Here is a 19575-nt window from a genome sequence, read left to right as displayed (position 1 = left end):
AGAGCTTATTCCAGTTATTCATACGGTTACAAATGTTAGTCCTACAAGAATAATCGAAGTAACAGATAGTACCAGTAAGGGCAGCATTGCTTTCTCTCGCAAAGTCTTAAAGCTCACATTTAGCCCCATGCCTACCATAGCCATCGTTAACATAAAGGTAGTAAGCTGAGAAAGTTCGTTCATTAGACTAGGTGAAACTACAATATATTTTCCAAAAACATAACTTCCCAAAATACTTGCCGCAATAAAGCCCATGAGGAACCAGGGGAACTCTACTTTAGTACCTGTACGAATCTTTCCGGTTCGTTTCATCCAATACATTAAAATAAAGCTAAGCGGTATGAGTAAGAAGACACGCCCCAATTTGGCTAATAAACCCATGGCAAGAGCATCCTGTCCAGCAGGTGCTGCCGCTAAGGCCACATGTGCAATTTCATGTAAACTGATGCCCGACCAGATTCCATATTGCAAATCCGTCAGAGGAAGCCAAGGTCGAAGCACTGTAAACAAAATAGCAAATACCGTTCCAACCAAGGCAATAAGTCCAACTCCTATGGCTGTGTCCTCATCGTCGGACTTTAACAAGGGAGAAACAGCTGCAATTGCTGCTGCACCGCAAACTCCTGTTCCAATCCCAAGAAGAAGCGAAAGCGAAGCATCTGCCTTGAATCGTTTTGCCAGCCAAACCGTAAAAAAAATGGCAAATACCACAGTGCCTACATCCCGTAAAAGCAAACCCAGCCCATGATGAATAACAACATCCATATTTAGCTTCAGCCCATATAACACAATAGCTCCGCGCAGTATTTTCTTGGCTGAAAATTCAATTCCTGAGCGTACAGCTTCAGGGTACCCCCACAACTGTCGGTATAGTATAGCGAGAAACATTGCACATGCCAATGGACCTACATAATGAAAGCCCGGCACTTCGTTCAGGACGTATCCTGCCAGTGCAAAGATCATCGTTAGCACAATGCCAAATAAAAACCGAAATAATCGACCCCTGTTCAATAAAAATTTGACGTGTTGAATATGACTCTTCATGCTGATTCCCTCCAATTCTACATGCATACAGCTTAATATGTATTTTGTCATAAGGAAAATAAATCATTATAATAATGATGATAAGTAAATATGCATGATAGATTTGGAGGAATAGACTTTGGATCAATCTTTAATCGTCTTTGTTAGGGTTGCGGAGAAACAAAACTTCACACGAGCTGCTGAGGCACTACATATGACCCAGCCTGCGGTAAGTCAATATATTCAAACACTGGAACGCAGTGTAGGAACCCGGCTCCTAGAGCGAAGTAATAAATATGTGCGCTTAACTAAAGCAGGTGAAATTGTGTATCATCATGCCCAGGAGATTATCCGACTCCATACACGTATGCAGTACTTGGTGGACGAACTAATGCATACGGCAAAGGGTAACCTGTCTATTGGTGCAAGCTACACGTATGGTGAATATGTACTACCACATGTAATTGCGCAAATGAGAATCCAGTACCCGCTCATTCAGCCCTCTATTACCATCGGCAATACATTGGAAATTGAAAAGCTCGTAATTCATAATCAACTGGATGTGGGCATTATCGAAGGAGAATTTCAGCATGACCATTTACACATTGAATCCTTCGCCGATGATGAAATGGTTATTGTCGTTCCGCAAAATCATCGTTTGGCCGGTACATCTCAAGTGGATATAAATGAGCTGCATGATGACATCTGGATTCTGCGGGAAGAAGGCTCTGGAACCCGGGAAGCGGCTGAAAAGATGTTTACACGGCTTCAATTTTATCCTTCTCATATGATGAATTTTGGCAGTACACAGATCATCAAAGAGTCTGTAGAAGCAGGCTTAGGGATTTCTTTGCTGTCCCAATGGGTAATTCAAAAGGAACTTGCTTTGGGAACATTAGAAGTATTGGATATTCTCAATCTCCCGTTCATTCGGAAATTTTCCTTTCTGACCCCTTCTGCGGTATTTGAGACGAAAGCAACCACTGCTTTTTTGGAGATTTTGCGAGATTATAATGTAAAAAGGTAACCTGTAAAAGAAAAAAGCACCGATTAAGGTGCTTGCAATATAGTCAGTATTATATTTTTTATGAGGAGAGATGGTCCTTACCATAGTATAAGAAATGGGAAAAGTCAGCGTAGCTCCCTTGGAATTGTTGAATATCATGAGCAGCAATACCTACAAAATTCCCTGTAAATCCTCCCGACAAAAAGCTGATATCCTGTATTTCAAAAAGTCGCTTCCAGGAAGGCTCATCTCCGACTCCATAATAAAATTGTGCATGGGAGGCATGGACCTCTACAGCCAAATGTACAGGAAGATCATTCTGAAGCGCAACCACTTGCGGAACTAACGTAAATGAATTAGCTTCACAGCGCATCATGCGCAGCACTTTTCCCACTCCCTCTTCATAGCTGACATACGCATACAAATAGTCCTCTTCATTGAGATACAGCAAAAGTCCCGCCATTTGCAAATAGCTTGTTGGCTGATACTCCAGTGCTGTTTCTACCCGAAAATGATGATCCGTTTGCCGAATGGCAAGCACGTGGTGCTTGAATAGACTTTGTATGGATTCTCCAGCATGAATTCGAAGGTAGCCTGGGCGCTGACTTAATGAACACCAGCTATCGTCCGCCAGGATACGCAATGTGTTCCACGATTTATCAATTGTGGGGCCCTCGAAAAAGTCTTCGAAAATATACTCCTGCTGCTCTTGCTTAATCGAAACTGTCCCTTGAGGCGCAGGCACCTCCAATTGAGGTGTATGGCCCCCGGCGGTTAATCGCAGCCAGCCTTCATCATTCCAATAGACTTGTTGCAACGCTGTCTCGCGCCCTAAAATGGCGTATTTCCCCTCCACTGGACGTGTGCATAAATGGGCCATATACCATTCTCCGTCAGGTGTTTGCACAAGACTGCCATGTCCTGCGCATTGTAACGGGAAATTCAGCTGATCACGAGATGTAAGCATCGGATTATGCGGGTCCACTTCATACGGGCCGGATATTTGCTTGGAGCGTGCTACGGTAACTGCATGCCCCGTACCTGTTCCACCTTCCGCTGTAATAAGATAGTAATAACCGTTCTGCCTGTAGATGTGGGGCGCTTCTGTCTTCTTCAATGGAGTGCAATCAAAAATTTTAACAGGCTCGCCAACAAGCCGCTGTTGACTGCTGTCATACTCCTGCATGACGATACCTGAAGACTTATTGCTTTCCAACATGCGGTAATCCCATAAGGCGTTCAATAGCCATTTGCGTCCATCCTCATCATGAAATAAAGACGGATCAAATCCACTACTATTCAGATAAACGGGTTCCGACCACGGCCCGTGAATCGTAGGCGCTGTTGTCACAAAATTATGAACGTCCTTGAACGGACGCTTGGTGCTTTTCACATCCGTATAGAGTAGATAAAATAGGTTATCCGCGTAGCTCAATTGCGGTGCCCAAATGCTGCAATTTTTTGGGTTCCCCCTCAAGTCAACCTGATCAGTCAAAATATCCGTGCAGTGCTCCCAATGAGCCAAATCTTTGGACTGGTACACCCGTACTCCAGGCAGCCACTCAAACGATGACACTACAATATAGTAAGTATCCTCGACTCGCGTAATACACGGATCGGGATTAAAGCCTTTTAATATAGGGTTTTGGATCATCATGAGACATCACTTCTCCTTGCTTTCCAAAATGCGACTCCCTCAAAAACCTGTTCCTTGCTCCATGCTTCTGTCCTCGCTTCAAAACAATCCGCCCACGGAACACGCTGCTGACGTAATGAAGCTATTTCATCAGATCCGCCATATTCCTGATAGCATACGGTTTTCTCGTTCGCTACATTGTCCCAATTGTCCCAGCCACGCGGATCGATATGGTCGCCCATTTTACAATTGACAAATACGGTTTTGGCATATTCCCGCCATGGACGACCCAAAAAAACAGGGGTAATATCAGGCTCTGCGGTTAAATAGCAATGATCAAATACATAGCCGTACGTTTGTCCTTGCGGTGTAGAGGCGGCTGTAACGTAGCTTGTATGGTTCTTATGATGACGCAAACTACGAATCTCGCAATCTTCAAAGTAAGCGGTAGCCCCGCCAAAAATGAAGTCTATCGTACCCTCGATGTAACAATGCTGATAGAGCTGGCGATAGTATGCGTGATGTTCTTTCAAAGGAATTCCACCAAACTTTAATCGTTCTTTGGGTGCAGGAGGCAGAGGGCCTGTAAATAACGTGTCCTGGTACCCTTTAAAGGTGCAGTTTCTAAAGATAGTTTGATCACAATGAGCGTATACCGCAACGGCCTGCCCAATGTGTTCTCCCTGTCCGGCCGTGTTGGAAATGATGAGATTTTCCAAGATCAAATGGCTGCCGCCTACAAATAAAGTGGGTGTCGCAAAGGTTCCTATTTCCTCACCTGCTTCATTCCGCTCCCTGGCGTACCGATTCATTCGAATTTCTACCTGTCCGATGCCTATGATATGTAGATTTGAACGGTAAATCCGCACCTCTTCCTCATAGGTACCCGATAAAATAGTTAGCGTTTCCATTTCGTTGGAAGGCGATTGCTCCAATACATTAATCGCCTCCTGAATGGTGTGGAAATCACAAAAGGATTCTTTTCCGACTAGCATGGTTACCCCAATCCTTTCATTTGATTTACAAGTGTTCAGCTAAAAATGACTGCCAAGCCGTTCGCATTTCCAATGTCTCCATATGACCACCGCTCGCAATCACAGGTTGCCAATGCTCAGGGTGACCTGCTTTCTGATAAGCTTCCAACAACCCGTTTGCCAAATGCTCGACCCCTTCTATAGGACACATCCGATCATTTTGACCTGTTATACTCATCCGTGGGCGAGGTACGATCCGCTTTTGAATATCCAACGTGGTGAAATGCTTCAACAAGCCGGGAACATAGGAATAGAACCCATGATGATCCAATCCCCTTTTGGCGATCAGCGTATGGGCATCTACCTGTCCGCAGATATCAACCGTGACCTGTATTCGTTCATCTAAAGCAGCCATCCACCATGCCATAAGTCCACCCATCGACATACCGATCGTTGCGATACGGGAAGCATCAATGTCCTCACGCTGGCACATATAATCTACCAAACGACGGTTATCATACAGCATCATGCCCCACAGCACCTGGCCCTGCCAGAGCATTTCTTTTACCAGCTCGCTCTCGGTTTTGCCCCCACGTTCATTGAAGCACCACATGTCGATACAGCACACGCAATATCCCATGTCTGTCAGAACTGTAGCAAACGAGGGCTGCTGTAGGTAAGGACTGCTATGGAGCAACTCCTTACGTCCATTCGTATAGTTGCCCCCGTGCGAATGGTTAAAAACGACCAATGGGAACGGGCCGTTCCCTTGTAAGGGTGTAGCTACATAAGCGGGCACAGACTCGATTCCGTTCAAGTCCAGTAGGAGACACTCCAGTCGATATCCCTCCCGCTCTTCTTGATTCAGCAGAGTTGCCGTTATAGGGCGATCTGCCGGAAGGTCGCCCAGCAATGCTTGCAACTTATCCACGTTTTATTCTCCTTTCATCCCTCCTAGTTCAGCACATTCTGTTCAGAAGGTTGTACCGTTACTTGTTCTATCAGCTTTTCAGGCTGAGCTGTATTCTTCGAATGGCAACGATTGATTTCAACGTTTTCCCCATTTTCAATATAAAAGGCAGGACCTTCATGATTCTCAATCGTAATCTGTTGAAAACGAATATCCTTCACGTTACCCAGATAAAAACCACGGTTATTCATATCTTCAATCCCTGTCATCATGGCCGGACGACCGGGAATCGCATTTTTAGCCATAGAAATATCAATATTGGAAAATGTGATTTCAGCGATATATTGCTCTGCAAGTCCATACAAGAAGCCAGCCGCCGCATGAACCTGTCTTGCCGTAATATCAGAAAAATGGATTCTTCTAAAGCACGGAGTTTCATCAGTAATCGGATAGGGATTTTTATCCCAAACATATTTGTCTTTGCCCCGAGGTCCGCAGAAATAATACAGGTTTAGAATAAATGGACAAATGACCTCCTCCATCACAATGTTGCTGATGCGAATATCCTCGATGATTCCACCGCGTCCCCGTCTTGATTTCAGACGTATACCCCGATCCGTTTGCTTGAACACGCAATTGCTAATCGTAACATTACGAATATCTCCGCTCATTTCGCTTCCCAGCACGACAGCACCATGACCATGTACCATTGTACAGTTGGTAATCGTAATATTTTCACAAGGAATCCGTTCTTGCGTATCTTCGGTTCCTGCTTTGATCGCAATACAATCATCGCCTACATCTATATTGCAGTTGCTAATACGAACATTGGAACAGGATTCGGGATTAATACCATCCGTATTGGGAGAGTCCGCCGGGTTAAGAATGGACAAATTATCAATCGTAACGTTATAGCAAGCAATGGGGTTTACAGTCCAACTGGGGGAATTTTTTAACATAACATCTTTAATGGTAACCCGCTGACAACGGTCAAAGCTGATTAATTTGGGTCTCGGATACTGTAACTCCTCTGGATGATTCCGATGCTTTTCCCACCACGGCTGACCATTTCCATCCAGCGTTCCGCTGCCTGTAATCGAAATATTCTCAAGGTTCTCTCCATAAATACACGATGCATGTACTTCCCGCTGAACGCCCTCCCATCTGGATTCTACTACAGGGTAATCAGCCAGTTCCGTACTGAAGGAAAGAATAGCGCCAGGGCTTACATGCAGCTCAATGTTGCTTTTCAGAAAAATAGCGCCCGTTAGGTACGTTCCAGCCGGAACAAAAACGGTGCCTCCACCAGCATTACTTGCCGCTTCAATAGCAGCCGCAATCGCCTCTGTTGCCATCTTCGTACCATCCTGAACTGCTCCATAATCTACAATGTTGTACAATTGCATTTCGTTCTCTCCTGTCTTTATTTTTTGTGAATACGAAAATGATTTATAGACTGGGCTGGAAAACACACTGGAAAACGGAGTAGGCGGAATGGTGCTGGACAAGTGTCAGCAATGATAAGCACCATCCGCCTGCGTAGTGACAATTCATGTACACTAATATTCAACCTATATCTTTATTTTTTCGATTTCTTATACGCTTCTTCATACTCAGTGGTAATTCGTGCTCCGCCTGACTTTTTCCAATTTTCTACAGCTGCCTTAAATCCGGCTTCATCAATTTCACCCATAATAAATTTGAAGGAGGCGTCGGTAATGATTTTCTCCAGCTCTGTCCCTTGTTCATTAGCGGTAGCTGAATCCAGTGGCACTGTCGGGTCTAGAACAGCAAATTTATTATTTTCTCGCACTAATTCGTTAGCCAGTTCCTTTTCCGGATTGGCATCCTTTAAGTTATAAGTCACTTCACTTGGTCTAGAGCTTGAAAACGGCTGAACATCTGCTTGCCACAAATCTGTATTCGTAATTTTGAAGGAACCATCCTTTTCAATTTTATAATGAGTACCTTCAAGACCACCGGTCATATACATGTATACATCTTTGTCAATTAAGTCATCTACAAATTGCAGCAGTCTCTTCAACTCAGCTTCTGTCTTTACTTCAGATTTCGGAAATGCCAGCAAGCCTCCTACCCCGCTTCCCTCAGACCATACGTGGTATTGTCCATCTCCATTCGAAATCTTGTTGACAGGTACCAGCTTTAGCCCTTTTTGTAAGCCTTGAGACAAGGTTCTGAGGTTAGAAATATCGATCATGCCTGTATAAATCCCTGCTTTACCTTGTGCAAATTGTTGTTGCTGGTCCGTTTTAGCGGTTACAGCAAAGTCTTTGGAGAGATACCCGTTTTTGTATAATTTATTGGAATACTTTAAGGTCTCCAAATATTGAGGAGTATCAAATTCCGGCGTAAACTTTCCGTTTTCATCTACTTTCCAGCCATTAGGTGTACCAAAATAGGAACTTAACGTTTTGAAACTGCTGTAGCGCAGATCCGATCTGTCAACAAACCCAGTCGTATCATTTTTTCCATTGCCATCCGGATCATCTTCTGTAAACGCTCTCGCAACTTCATACAACTCATCCAGTGTGGTCGGCACCTTCAGTCCTAAGCGATCGAGCCAATCCTGACGAATGACCAGACCCGCCCGAGCCAGATTCTTCTGGAACGGAACACCATATAGCACCCCTTCAATGGAAGCGGCTTCGCGCACTTCAGGCGGGATCTTTTTCAAATTCTCATAATCATCCAAGTATTTGCCTACATCCCAGAATAGTCCTGATTTCAATGAACTACGCACTGAAGAATTTGTCATCATCGTCAAAGTCACCATATCTGCCAATTCACCAGAAGCCAGTGCGGTGGTAATTCTCTCTTCCTTGGAAGCATCCGGTACCCAGTTGAACGTAATTTTGGAATTGGTGTATTCTTCGATTTTACTTTTAATCGTTTCTGTAGGCGGAGAGGCTGTATGCAATACGTTTAGCCAGGTAAATTCCAGTTTGGATTTGGGATCATAGGTTTGACTGCCTTGATCCTCAGTCCCCTTGTCACCACAAGCAGCTAGAAAAACACTCATGACCATAAGTGCGGCAAGAAGACCTGACACTCCCTTTTTCATCTTGATTCCTTTTTTCATCGTGTTTGCTCCTTTTTGGTTTGTATATTCATGCCATATCTTCCTCTTTCACCAGAACCTCTCGCTCTATTTTGCTGAATACCTGATGCGTCATCCACATCACGAGATAACCGATGATGCTCGCTCCGGCAAAAGTTAGAATTCCTGGGTACAAGCCTAGAATCAATGCATAAAGCACGACAATGGCTACAAAAAGAACAAGTGTATATTGTAAATACGAAAAACCAATCACGATCGACATCTTGATCTTCAGCTTGATGCCTCTCCAATCATAGTGAGCCAGCAACGGAAAAATGTATGCCAAAGAGATAAGATACAAAAAGGCACCCATCAGCGTCACCACACGAATATACCAGGATGAGACGTTGACGATATCCACGTAGAGCACGTAACCCACAAGGCTGTAAAGCCCGCCAATGATGGCTGCTTCTTTAAAGCTTTCTTTAAAGTAACGTACAAACGTCGAGAAAATGGCGACTTCCTCATTGCCCCGAATCCACTGCCTAAAAATGCTAAGCATAGCAACGGTTGCAGGCCCAACACCTATAAAACCCAAGCCCAGGATTGTCGCAATCGTCCACAGCAAGTTAAGGTAGACCAGGCGTAGCAGGCGCATGCACCATTTGTTCATGTTTTCTACAAACCGTACCATTTTGCATCCTTCCCGTCGTCATTAGTAAACGCCGTCTTCACCAAATTTCTTAGCGAGTCGATTGGAGAGCATAATCAGAATTAAACCTACTACACCTTTAAAAAGTCCTACTGTCGTACTGAAACTTAATTGTCCATTCTTTAAACCCGCAGTATAAATATAGGTGTCAAAGATTTCAGCAACCTCGCGGTTTAATGAATTCAATAGCAGATACATATGCTCAAAGCCCAAATCCAGCGTGCTACCAATTTTCAAAATTAACAATGTAATAATAACCGGGCGGATCGCTGGCAACGTCACGTGCCATGTCTTTCGCAAACGTCCAGCGCCGTCCATTTCTGCTGCCTCATACAATTGCGTATCCACCACTGTAATTGCAGATAAATAAATGATGGTAGACCAGCCGAGTTCCTTCCAAATCACTTGCCCGATATATACCGTTCGCAGCCACTGCGGAGATGTTAAGAAGCTGATCTTCTCACCGCCCAGCGCGGCAATCATTTCATTCAGTACACCGCCGTCCACTGTCAGGAAAACATAAGAAATCGAAACAATGATAACCCATGACATAAAGTGCGGAATGTAGATAATGGTTTGAATAATGTTTTTGAAAAACATCTTCCTAACCTCATTCAGCATGAGCGCCAATATGATGGGCAACGGAAAAAAGATTACAATATTCAGTGCAAATAAAATCAGCGTATTGCGAAGCAGCATAAAAAACGTAGGCTCAGTAAACAAACGAATAAAATGCTTCATTCCTACCCATGGACTGCCTGTGATTCCCTGAAATGCTTGATAATCCTGAAATGCAATTACCAATCCCCCCATAGGGAAGTACTTGAAGATAATGAAGTACACCAATCCGGGTAAAACCATCAGATAGAGCAGCTTGTGTTTCTGCATTCGTAAAAGGCTTTCCGTCGTTCTTTTGTTCTTCTTCATTTTCATCTTCATGTTTGGTGCGGGGACACTTGAAACTTTCATTAGTTCGACCTCCTTCAAACGTTACTGTATACGCTTTCAAGAGTACGTTATTTTCGGCATTCCGCATATAATCATCAAATGATAGCGTTTACAAAAGTAGGCCAACAGCCTACTTTATAGCCTCTTCATCTTAGCTAATGATTACTACACAACTTAATGATCATCCTCTTTATTCCACGCTTAGAGAACACCTCAAGATTTGATTATATACGGAATTCTTTCCTCTTGATAAGGTTTACATGTAAACGATTACAAGGAGGTCAACCACATTGGAACAACCATTACTCAAACCAAAATTACGAAAAAAAGAATCACTGGGCAGTCGTATTTTCAACATTGTAAACAGTACACTTTTGATTCTCATTGCCCTCACTTGTCTCTTGCCTTTTTTGAATATCATCGCCAGCTCATTTGCCTCAACTGAGGAAGTAGTGGCCAAGAAGTTTATTTTATTCCCTGTTACTTTTTCTCTGGATGCTTATCGCTATATCCTATCCACTCCAACGATTTTTAGAGGACTTGGGGTTTCGGTCGGAGTAACGATCGTGGGTACAGTTGTAAGTATGATTTTTACCGCTTTTATGGCTTATGGATTATCCCGGAAATATCTGCTTGGCCGCAATACGATTAACTTCATTGTCGTGTTCTCTATGTTGTTTAGCGGGGGGATGATTCCGACATTCCTCGTTGTCAAAAGCATGGGGCTGATCAATTCGTATTGGTCCTTGATTTTGCCTGTGGCTATTAATGCATTTAACCTGATTATCATGCGTAACTTTTTTCAGGCGTTGCCGGATGATTTGGAGGAATCGGCCAAGATGGACGGGTGCAACGATTTTGGTATCTTCTTTAAAATTATGTTGCCATTAGCCCTGCCTTCTATTGCAACTATTTCTTTGTTCTATGCTGTTGCCTACTGGAATACGTATATGCACGCTATTCTCTATATCAATGACTCTGCCAAATGGCCAATTCAAGTCTTACTTCGCCAAATTGTTATCGTCTCCAGTGGTATGCAGGCAGAAGGAACCGCGGTAGATGTCATCCCGCCTGCGCAGACGATTAAGATGGCGGTCATTGTTATAGCGACCGTTCCAATGTTAATCGTGTATCCATTTGTGCAAAAGCACTTTGTCAAAGGAGCTTTGCTGGGGGCGGTTAAAGGTTAATTGGCTTGCTTCATCTTTCGATAAGCCCCTGGTGTAACCTGTTCTTTTTTCCGAAAAGAGCGGATGAAGTTTTGCGAATTATGATATTGCAGTCGCTCGGCGATTTCTTTAATCGTCATATCTGTCTCAACGAGCCACTTCTTGCTCATTTGCAGCCGATAGCCCATCAGATATTCACTAAACGTCGTTCCGTATTCTTTTTTGAAAATACTGCTTAAATAATTCGGATTGTAATGCAGTCGATCTCCTATGAGCTCTAATGATAATTCCTGGTCATATTCAGCACGGATAATCGCGGCAATTTTCTCTGAGAGACAACGGAATTGCTGGTTGGTCTTCTCCTTCATGCTTTTTACCATGGGGAAAATAACCTGCTCTAGCAGCATGCGTTCTATCTCCTCCGGGTTACGGATGTCCAGCAAACGGTGATACAGAGCATGATTGTCTTGCGTCAGCAGCACTTCAATCCCTAATAGCTGCTCTAATTGGATGAGATTATTCACAAATCGTACCAATAGCACTTCAAAGTTCATGGAATGATTGTTCTTCGTCATCATTTCTGCCAATAAAGAGTGCACGGTATGATATACCTGCTCTTCATCCCCTATGCGAATGGCATCAAACAGTTTCGATTCCAATTCCGCAGGATAATGAAGCAGCACCGGACCTGAAATGACCATGGAAATATCCTCATAAAAAATAATCGACTCTTTACCTAGATTTAAACGGTGATGTAATGCTTGCTTGCTCATCTCACAAGCTTCTTTGCTTTCTAACAAGTTATCATACGCTGTGCTAATACCGATGCTGATGGATACATTCAAATACTCTTTTACATGCTGAATCAAAAGGGTCGCATGATCCAGCACTTGCTTTCTCATTTCCTGTGCACTCTTACCTGCCAAAATTAAAATGGTAGCCTGGGTGTTATCGTTCAAAATGATCGGAAGCATACGCTGCTGCTCTGGAATCGTTTCTTCTACGATTTTGTTAATAGCCAGCAGTAAAATATCTTTATCCGAAGGTTCTCGATCTCCCAGATTATCCAGTTGAACTAACAAGGTAATATACATTTGATTCTCGATCTGCGGGTAGCCCAGACGTGGCATTTTTCGTGCCAATTCCTCTGCGGAAACACGTTTGCGAAACAGGTTGAGAATCAATTGTGTTTCCAACTGTGGCATTTCGGACTGAATGAGACTCTCCAAGCTTTCCTTCTCAGTTACAATGTTGTCGATGGAATTAATAATCCACTCAATTTCATTTTTAGAAGGTTCATTTTTGAATGCGAAATTAGGATTTTTCGGCAAGCTGCGTTTTATTTGCTGAAATGGCTTGGTAAAGTAAATGGCAATGATGTAGGCCACCACCACTATTAAAAGCGTTAATACAAGGCCCATCATGATAATCCCAAATTTGGTCGTTTGAAACGCGTTTGCAATCTCTTTTTTATCTAATACCGTTAAGTAAGTCCAATTGTTGTAAGCAGATTTAGCATAAATGATTTGCCGTGCTGGCTGATGCTCCGTTTTCTCCAACGTTAGCATGCCTGTGTTGTCTGATTTAGCAGTTACTTCTGAAATGTGCTGAAGCTGCTGAGTAGACAATAAGGGAGTAGCAGGCTCCGTTTCGTACATTAAGTCGCCTTTGTTATTCAAAATAAACACAGGCATATGATCCTCTGTTTGAATGGTACGACTTAACGTCTGCGACGAAATATCAGACAGCGCAATGGCCTGCTTCTTTTTGGAAAACACAGGCAAGGTATTCACAAAACGGATTCCTTTATCTGTTTTAATCCAGAATAGTCCCTTATCCTGGTGGTCGATATAGGTGCTAATCAGCTGTTCTCGTTCCGTTTTCGTCAAATAAGACAGGCTTCCATTGGAGATTCTCCAATTCTGATTTAGGCTGATCAGTGAATACTCGGTTCCTTCTAATCCCATCGTAGCAATATAATTGAGCTGGGTATTCACATTCCGATACGCTACAAAATCTTTTTCTGTAATGGGATTTTTGACAACTTCATTAAAGGAACTGGTCGTGCTATACGTATTAAAAGCGTATTCAATCGTTTGAATTTTCTGCTCCAGGCTATTTCTAATCTGCGCCATGTAGCTTTGCTTGGTATTGGAAACTCTCTCCACAACGGAGCTAATTGTTGTAAAATAGATGTAGCTGCCGAAGCTGGCCACCAATCCTATTCCCAAAACCAGAATCGTAATAAAAATAGTGTAGAACATTCTTCCTTTTTTCATTGCGCTCCCCCTTTGGTTCTTGGTATCACACCAAATTATAGCGCTTTCATAACAAGGTTTAAATCATTTTTTTCACGTGTGCATTATTTTTTACATCCGTATCATTCCAATTTAAGTTGATTTAGTTTGGTTTGCGGCAGTTAAAAAGAAATTTGGAGGTCTCTTATGTTACATGTCGTTAGTTCTAAAGAACAGATTGTAAAAGAAGAATTTCCGTTAGACACTTCCTTTCTCTCCCTCTATCCTGTAGCGGTCCGTGAAGCTCGTCCTTTTGTATTGGTGTTACCTGGCGGTGGCTACGAGCATTTGGCCTCACATGAAGGAGAGCCGATCGCCCGATGGTTAAATGACTTGGGTATTCACGCGGGTGTGCTGGAGTATCAGGTCGGCGATTTCGAGGTTACCTCCTTGCTGGAAGATGTAGAACATGCGCTGCAATGGATTCGCCAAACATCGCATGACTGGCAAGTGATCCCTGATCAAGTGGGTCTCATCGGTTTCTCAGCAGGCGGTCACCTGGCCTCCATTGTGTCCACGATTGGAGCGGAAAAACCAAATCTTCTGATGTTGGGATACCCTGTAATATCATTCCATGAGCCTTATACGCATTTGGGAAGCCGTACGCACTTTTTAGGCGAACAGCCGAACTCGGAGCAGCTTCAAGCCTTTTCATCCGATCGACAAGTGACTGCACAAACACCCCCAACTTTTATGTGGACAACGGCCAATGATGGCGCTGTACCGGTAGAAAATAGCCTGTTGTTCGCTTTCTCATTATCCAGAGAACGTATTCCGTTTGAACTGCATGTATTTGAAGAAGGGCGGCACGGATTGGGACTGTCTGAGGACAACCGTGAATGCCGACAATGGCTCGACCTGGCGGAAAAATGGCTTCAAAAACATGGATATGCGCAGACAAGACAGCGGATGACAACTCGACTGTTTATCGCAGGAGACTCTACTGCAGCCCAAAAAGGAGCAACCGAAAAACCGATGACAGGCTGGGGCGAACATTTGCAAGCTCATTTGGACTCTACTGTTCATGTGGACAATCGTGCCGTCAATGGGCGAAGCACCAAATCCTTTATAGTAGAAGGGCGATTAGCTGATATTGAAAAAGATATTCAAGCTGGCGATTATCTGTTTATCCAATTTGGACATAACGATGAGAAAAAAGAAGACCCCACGCGCTACACTGATCCTGAGGGAGAGTACCGTCTAAACTTAATTCAATTCATTCAGTCCGCTCGTGAACGTGGCGGAATTCCGGTGCTATTGACCTCTGTAAGCCGCCGCCGTTTTACCGCGGACGGTGAACCTGATCCGCTGGCCGTAGGAGCTTATCCCGATGCCATGCGAAAAGTAGCCGAGGAAACCCAAACACCGTTGCTCGATATTTTCGAAGCATCACAGCAGCTTTATCGTTCCATGGGTGAAAAAGAGTCCCAACTTCTATTTATGCATTTGCCTGAAAAAATGCACCCTAATTACCCAGCCGGCGTAGCAGATAATACCCATTTTTCTGACGAAGGAGCAAGGAAAATTGCCCAGCTTGTAGCAGAAGCGATTTGTCAAAGTACGGAGCTATCTACATTAAAGCAGCATCTGGTCGATAGAAATCTAAATATCAGTGAGATGCTTGCACACCAACTTGTCAACTGATATCAAGTGCCAGGTATGTTAATACGAAAACGGACTTCGAGCGTATCACGCTGATGTCCGTTTTTTATTTCTTTTTAGCAAAGATAGCCAATCTATAGGGAATAGTTCAAAAATACAGTACACATAATAAATTTCTTTAATTGTTATATTTTAATTATTTTGTATCTAATAGGACTTTAGGATCATTTCATTGTATTGTTTTGACAACATTTGTCGAATGAAGTGAAATCAACAATTTTACATGGTATATTTTAGGAGCTCATATCATACATAAGGAGGATTTTTTAATGAATACTAAGAAAATATTATTATCAACAGCTATGTCTTTGGGACTCCTTGGAAGTATTATCGTTCCTAGTGCGTCCGCATCAGTAGGCCCTTCTCCAGTAATTACACCTATTGTAGAAGTTAATGGAGTATACTACAGAACGGCTACGTTGCCACGTAATTATTCCTATGCGCTGTCAAATTACCCAGGGGATACTTATAAAGTGGCGAGCGGAAATATCACCGTTTCCGCTTCCGGCGTGGTAACTACCACCACTGCAACGAATGCAAGAGTTGAGATTTACGCCGGTAACGGTAAATTGAGAATGGTGTATACCGTTAAGGTAAACTAACTATTTAGCTGACAAAGGTCTTGGCACACTTGGTCAATGATTAGCAAGAATATCATTGCATTTTCTGAAAAATCCCCTGCCATTATTGCAGGGGATTAATTTATTTAGAGTATTCACTTACTTCAAATGTGAGAATCTTATCAAACATTACATAATCCTTCCGACTGCTGAATGGACCTTTGTTGTTATTGTGTTTATCGATTTTATAATATGATTGACCACGGCCGGCATCTTTTGCATCATACCACGCTATAAAGTTGTTAACTTCTTTCATACTTAAATCAAATTCCTTCTCAAAGCCATTTGTCATAGTTACTACAAGAATTGCTCGATCACCTGTCGGTTGAGCTGGCTCAGACGGTTCAGGATTAGGTTGAGATGGATTTTCGCTATTGGAATCTGTTTGCTTTTCTCCTTGTGGAGTAGCTGAAACCTCTTTAGAAAATTCACTTTCGCCATTATTACTTACTGCTGTAACTACGTAATAGTATGTTGTTCCATTGACCACAGATGTATCAGAATACGATGGAGTTTTGACGTTGGAAGCAATTGTATCATACGGTCCTGCAGAAGTAGTGCTTCGTTTTATAGTATATTCTGTTTTATCGGGGCTTGCTGTCCAGCTTAAATCTACCTTGGCGTCCCCTGCCTTTGCAGATAGATTTGAAGGAGCACTGATTTTAGGATTTACTAAATATCCAGTCTCGTTGATATCTAAAGCATCAAATTCGAACAGATTATAAACGTTTGAGTTGCTTGCACTTACTTCTACGGAATGTAATTTATTTTCTAAGTTCCTTTTTTCAAATAAAAGGGTAGTCACTTGTGCTTGACCATTTGCTGAGTAACTATAATTCACACCATCAATATTTACTTGAATAGATGTCTGTCTATCTCCGCCTCTATAACTAATTAATCTTAGATCCGTACCCCAAAATTGAAATTTAACAGTATGTAGAGATGAATTAAGTGTAAACTTTTCACTTCCTCCAGAATAGCTCCCCGCAGTTGGCGTTTGCCATCCATTTCCTTCAAAGATGAAACCAGGTGCAAGCTCTTCATATCGTTGCCACCCACTCTCTGGAGTAGGTAATGCCTGCCCAACTGATGCTGCTGCATACGTTCTTAAATTTGAAAATACGATTAGTAAAAACAATGATGCGCTGAACAATATAAAAGTTTTCTTAATGAGATTGTTTTTCATAAATATTCCCCCAGTAATCTATCTCTTGTACAGACACTAAGGTAACATATTCTTCAAAAATTATCTAAACATAAACTTACTAACTTATAAATATTATCTATATTTTAGAATAAATATTTTTTATTGGATACTAATAACGATAAGACTCAGTAAGATAGGAAACAGTTTTAATAACCTACATAAGCTAGAACGAAGTTACATAAGGTCTAGGTCCAATTAAAGAAAAGTGTAAATTTTTAGAGTACTTATCTATTTAAAATGTCAGAATCCGAATAAAGAAAGCATCATGACCAAAAGGTAAGCAATTAAGTTTAAGCAATACTCTCCATTCTCTTATAGTACAGAAAAAAAGACAACAAAAAAACCCTTGCTTAGCAAGGGTTTTTGAGGAAATGGGCCCTGAGGGACTCGAACCCCCGACCAATCGGTTATGAGCCGACCGCTCTAACCAACTGAGCTAAGGGCCCTCAAAAAAACATGTATATTCACGTTACATATTCGTAACAGCAACGTTAATTAATATACAACATTTTCTTGTGTTTCGTCAATAGTTTTTAGAAATTTTCTTTTTAAAAATTATTTTTGTAAACCTATGGAATAAATCGGACACCATAACGACCTTTGCGCGAGCGGTACACCTCCACTGCGCGGGGATCATTGTAGCCGTACATCCATCCGTCATGCTCCAGCCTTTTTGCCAAACATCCTGCCTGAAATTTAGTCGTGTACAGTCTGCCGTAGTAAACCCAATACATCCGAACTCCCTCTTTTCACATGATAGTAGGAGTTAGTGTAACCGGATCGAATTCGATTTACACAGCTTGATTTCTAACAGTCTGGACTGAATCGCAATGAGTCTGTGACGCACTACTTATTAGCTCCGTTGTCTCTATTACTCAGCCTTATTTGCCGAAGGAAGCCGGGTCCTGACGCCAGGAACGTAGCAGTTCCATCTCTTCCTCCTGAATGGTTCCTTCACGCAAGGCAACCTCCATCAAGGCGGTGTAATTGGACAAGGTCTGCAGCTTCACTCCTGCTTCTTCAAAAGCTTGAGTGGCTTTGTCCAGCTGGTAGCTGAAAATAGCCAGTACAGCTAACGGCTGAGCGCCTGCTTGCTCTACTGCCTGTGCTGCTTTAATGGAGCTTCCCCCGGTAGAGATGAGGTCTTCGATAACCATAACCTTTTGTCCGGCGCTGATACGGCCTTCGATTTGATTCTCTTTCCCATGTCCTTTAGCTTTGTCTCTAACATAAGCCATTGGCAGATTTAGCTTTTGCGCCACCCAGGCGGCATGAGGAATCCCTGCTGTGGCTGTGCCGGCAATAACCTCAGTTTCAGGGTATTGTTCTCGGATGAGAGCTGCAAAAGAGTCTGCGATTAGTTCACGCACCTCCGGGTAGGACATGGTCAGGCGATTGTCACAGTAGATAGGGGATTTAATGCCTGATGTCCATGTAAAAGGCTGCTGTGGACGCAGTGCTACTGCCTGAATGCGTAACAGATGGGATGCAATTTGCTCTGGTATATTGTTTAGTGTAGTCATACTTGTATCATCTCCTCAATAATATGTTTCGCTGCGGCGCGTGGGTCTGATGCTGCCGTGATCGGCCGTCCAACGACAATGTAGCTGCTGCCCTGGGCAATGGCTTGTCCAGGTGTTAGGACACGCGACTGATCACCTGTAGCGCTGCCAGCGGGGCGTATGCCAGGGGTTATGGTTTTAAAGTCAGATCCGCATACCGCACGAATCGCAGGCACTTCTAATGGAGATGCGACCACACCGTCCAATCCAGCCTCACGCGTCAATTGTGCATAACGAACAACAGCATCCTGTACTGTGCCAGGAATGCCTAACTCCGTATTCATGGTCGTCTGATCCGTACTGGTCAGCTGTGTGACTGCAATAATTAACGGCATGGTAAGTGAGCTGTCTGCGGAAATCGCTGCTTCGGCCCCGGCTCTGGCTGCCGACATCATACTGCGGCCTCCAGCAGCGTGTACGTTAAACATATCCACCCCTAGACGGGTAATGCTCTCTGCCCCTCCCCGTACCGTGTTAGGGATATCATGCATTTTCAAATCCAGAAATACGGAGTATCCTCTTGATTTTAATTGTTCTACAAAAGCTGGTCCTGCGCTATAAAACAGCTGCATACCCACTTTTATATAACAAGGAATTCCCTCCAGCTGCCGAATTAACTGCTCTGCCTGTTGTGCATCCGGGTAATCTAGCGCAACCATCAGCCGTCCTGCCATCTGCTGAAATGCTTCGTTCACCGTTCTACCACCCCTTCTCACATCAATTCGGGTATATTTGCCCGTGATAAAGGACATCCGTCAGCAAAAGCTGATGAATGTCCTTCCCATTACCAC

17 protein-coding genes and 1 tRNA gene are annotated in these 19575 nt (G+C 43.2%); 4 read left to right on the top strand and 14 right to left on the bottom strand.

Features of this window, described 5'->3' with window-relative positions:
* Window positions 1-18: 18 nt before the first annotated feature.
* On the bottom strand, window positions 19-1044 hold the full coding sequence (locus tag C0638_RS16985; RefSeq protein ID WP_090738757.1) for a YeiH family protein: 1026 nt from the start codon (window positions 1042-1044) through the stop codon (window positions 19-21).
* Between the two features lie 118 nt (window positions 1045-1162).
* On the opposite strand from C0638_RS16985, the gene C0638_RS16980 reads away from it, so the two are divergent.
* Entirely contained in the window at window positions 1163-2050 is an 888-nt protein-coding gene (locus C0638_RS16980) for a LysR family transcriptional regulator (protein WP_102163650.1), read from the top strand.
* Window positions 2051-2108: 58 nt separating this feature from the next.
* Here the strand turns inward: C0638_RS16980 and C0638_RS16975 are convergent, their stop codons facing one another.
* The 7 genes from C0638_RS16975 to C0638_RS16945 all read right to left on the bottom strand — a co-directional run bounded on the left by C0638_RS16975 (window position 2109) and on the right by C0638_RS16945 (window position 10288).
* Window positions 2109-3686: a glycoside hydrolase family 43 protein gene (locus C0638_RS16975; RefSeq protein ID WP_102163648.1), complete on the bottom strand. Its 1578-nt coding sequence runs from the start codon at window positions 3684-3686 to the stop codon at window positions 2109-2111.
* Window positions 3683-4660, bottom strand: a complete 978-nt coding sequence (locus C0638_RS16970; RefSeq protein ID WP_058829858.1) for a pectinesterase family protein — start codon at window positions 4658-4660, stop codon at window positions 3683-3685. The genes C0638_RS16975 and C0638_RS16970 overlap by 4 nt, the downstream gene beginning before the upstream one ends.
* 25 nt (window positions 4661-4685) lie before the next feature.
* On the bottom strand, window positions 4686-5570 hold the full coding sequence (locus tag C0638_RS16965; RefSeq protein ID WP_102163646.1) for a dienelactone hydrolase family protein: 885 nt from the start codon (window positions 5568-5570) through the stop codon (window positions 4686-4688).
* 23 nt (window positions 5571-5593) lie between these two features.
* Window positions 5594-6955 (bottom strand): glycoside hydrolase family 28 protein, encoded by a 1362-nt coding sequence (locus C0638_RS16960; RefSeq protein ID WP_102163643.1) that lies wholly within the window; start codon window positions 6953-6955, stop codon window positions 5594-5596.
* A gap of 173 nt (window positions 6956-7128) precedes the next feature.
* Window positions 7129-8649 carry an extracellular solute-binding protein gene (locus C0638_RS16955; RefSeq protein WP_040103344.1) on the bottom strand — a complete coding sequence of 507 codons (1521 nt, stop codon included), beginning with the start codon at window positions 8647-8649 and terminating at the stop codon, window positions 7129-7131.
* A 28-nt stretch (window positions 8650-8677) separates the two neighbouring features.
* On the bottom strand, window positions 8678-9301 hold the full coding sequence (locus tag C0638_RS16950; protein WP_102163642.1) for a YesL family protein: 624 nt from the start codon (window positions 9299-9301) through the stop codon (window positions 8678-8680).
* A gap of 21 nt (window positions 9302-9322) precedes the next feature.
* On the bottom strand, window positions 9323-10288 hold the full coding sequence (locus tag C0638_RS16945) for an ABC transporter permease (RefSeq protein ID WP_013371980.1): 966 nt from the start codon (window positions 10286-10288) through the stop codon (window positions 9323-9325).
* A gap of 269 nt (window positions 10289-10557) precedes the next feature.
* On the opposite strand from C0638_RS16945, the gene C0638_RS16940 reads away from it, so the two are divergent.
* A complete protein-coding gene (locus tag C0638_RS16940) occupies window positions 10558-11457 on the top strand; it encodes a carbohydrate ABC transporter permease (RefSeq protein ID WP_013371981.1) in 900 nt (299 codons plus the stop codon).
* On the opposite strand, the gene C0638_RS16935 is transcribed toward C0638_RS16940, so the two are convergent.
* Entirely contained in the window at window positions 11454-13715 is a 2262-nt protein-coding gene (locus tag C0638_RS16935; RefSeq protein ID WP_102163641.1) for a helix-turn-helix transcriptional regulator, read from the bottom strand. The two genes, C0638_RS16940 and C0638_RS16935, sit on opposite strands and share 4 nt — an antisense overlap.
* Window positions 13716-13880: 165 nt before the next feature.
* Here C0638_RS16935 and C0638_RS16930 point away from each other — a divergent pair, with 165 nt between their 5' ends.
* Both C0638_RS16930 and C0638_RS16925 read left to right on the top strand, forming a co-directional pair.
* Entirely contained in the window at window positions 13881-15377 is a 1497-nt protein-coding gene (locus C0638_RS16930) for a GDSL-type esterase/lipase family protein (RefSeq protein ID WP_102163639.1), read from the top strand.
* Between the two features lie 287 nt (window positions 15378-15664).
* Complete coding sequence (locus tag C0638_RS16925; protein WP_102163638.1) at window positions 15665-15997, top strand: hypothetical protein; 333 nt, start codon at window positions 15665-15667, stop codon at window positions 15995-15997.
* A 100-nt stretch (window positions 15998-16097) separates the two neighbouring features.
* Here the strand turns inward: C0638_RS16925 and C0638_RS25395 are convergent, their stop codons facing one another.
* The 5 genes from C0638_RS25395 to pyrF all read right to left on the bottom strand — a co-directional run bounded on the left by C0638_RS25395 (window position 16098) and on the right by pyrF (window position 19536).
* The gene (locus tag C0638_RS25395; RefSeq protein WP_040103341.1) at window positions 16098-17201 is read right to left on the bottom strand and encodes a fibronectin type III domain-containing protein; all 1104 of its coding nucleotides are present in this window, start codon (window positions 17199-17201) and stop codon (window positions 16098-16100) included.
* A gap of 393 nt (window positions 17202-17594) precedes the next feature.
* A tRNA-Ile gene (locus C0638_RS16915) sits at window positions 17595-17668 on the bottom strand.
* A gap of 123 nt (window positions 17669-17791) precedes the next feature.
* On the bottom strand, window positions 17792-17956 hold the full coding sequence (locus C0638_RS25390; protein ID WP_010345444.1) for a hypothetical protein: 165 nt from the start codon (window positions 17954-17956) through the stop codon (window positions 17792-17794).
* Window positions 17957-18103: 147 nt separating this feature from the next.
* Complete coding sequence (gene pyrE, locus C0638_RS16910; protein ID WP_040103340.1) at window positions 18104-18745, bottom strand: orotate phosphoribosyltransferase; 642 nt, start codon at window positions 18743-18745, stop codon at window positions 18104-18106.
* Window positions 18742-19536, bottom strand: a complete 795-nt coding sequence (gene pyrF / locus C0638_RS16905; RefSeq protein WP_025676461.1) for an orotidine-5'-phosphate decarboxylase — start codon at window positions 19534-19536, stop codon at window positions 18742-18744. The genes pyrE and pyrF overlap by 4 nt, the downstream gene beginning before the upstream one ends.
* Between the last annotated feature and the right edge of the window lie 39 nt (window positions 19537-19575).

This window comes from Paenibacillus sp. lzh-N1, from assembly GCF_002872435.1.
Classification (GTDB): Bacteria; Bacillota; Bacilli; order Paenibacillales; family Paenibacillaceae; genus Paenibacillus; species Paenibacillus polymyxa_C.
Note: the sequence above shows the minus strand (reverse complement) of the source record. Positions and strands in the feature narration are given on the sequence as shown.

Excerpts from the sequence above, each read along its gene's own strand:
- C0638_RS16955 (WP_040103344.1), bottom strand. The coding sequence starts at position 8,649 with ATGAAAAAAGGAATCAAGATGAAAAAGGGAGTGTCAGGTCTTCTTGCC.
- C0638_RS16930 (WP_102163639.1), top strand. The coding sequence starts at position 13,881 with ATGTTACATGTCGTTAGTTCTAAAGAACAGATTGTAAAAGAAGAATTT.
- pyrF (WP_025676461.1), bottom strand. The coding sequence starts at position 19,536 with ATGTCCTTTATCACGGGCAAATATACCCGAATTGATGTGAGAAGGGGT.
- C0638_RS16975 (WP_102163648.1), bottom strand. The coding sequence starts at position 3,686 with ATGATGATCCAAAACCCTATATTAAAAGGCTTTAATCCCGATCCGTGT.
- C0638_RS16950 (WP_102163642.1), bottom strand. The coding sequence starts at position 9,301 with ATGGTACGGTTTGTAGAAAACATGAACAAATGGTGCATGCGCCTGCTA.
- C0638_RS25395 (WP_040103341.1), bottom strand. The coding sequence starts at position 17,201 with ATGAAAAACAATCTCATTAAGAAAACTTTTATATTGTTCAGCGCATCA.
- C0638_RS16935 (WP_102163641.1), bottom strand. The coding sequence starts at position 13,715 with ATGAAAAAAGGAAGAATGTTCTACACTATTTTTATTACGATTCTGGTT.
- C0638_RS16960 (WP_102163643.1), bottom strand. The coding sequence starts at position 6,955 with ATGCAATTGTACAACATTGTAGATTATGGAGCAGTTCAGGATGGTACG.
- C0638_RS25390 (WP_010345444.1), bottom strand. The coding sequence starts at position 17,956 with ATGTATTGGGTTTACTACGGCAGACTGTACACGACTAAATTTCAGGCA.
- pyrE (WP_040103340.1), bottom strand. The coding sequence starts at position 18,745 with ATGACTACACTAAACAATATACCAGAGCAAATTGCATCCCATCTGTTA.
- C0638_RS16985 (WP_090738757.1), bottom strand. The coding sequence starts at position 1,044 with ATGAAGAGTCATATTCAACACGTCAAATTTTTATTGAACAGGGGTCGA.
- C0638_RS16945 (WP_013371980.1), bottom strand. The coding sequence starts at position 10,288 with ATGAAAGTTTCAAGTGTCCCCGCACCAAACATGAAGATGAAAATGAAG.
- C0638_RS16970 (WP_058829858.1), bottom strand. The coding sequence starts at position 4,660 with ATGCTAGTCGGAAAAGAATCCTTTTGTGATTTCCACACCATTCAGGAG.
- C0638_RS16925 (WP_102163638.1), top strand. The coding sequence starts at position 15,665 with ATGAATACTAAGAAAATATTATTATCAACAGCTATGTCTTTGGGACTC.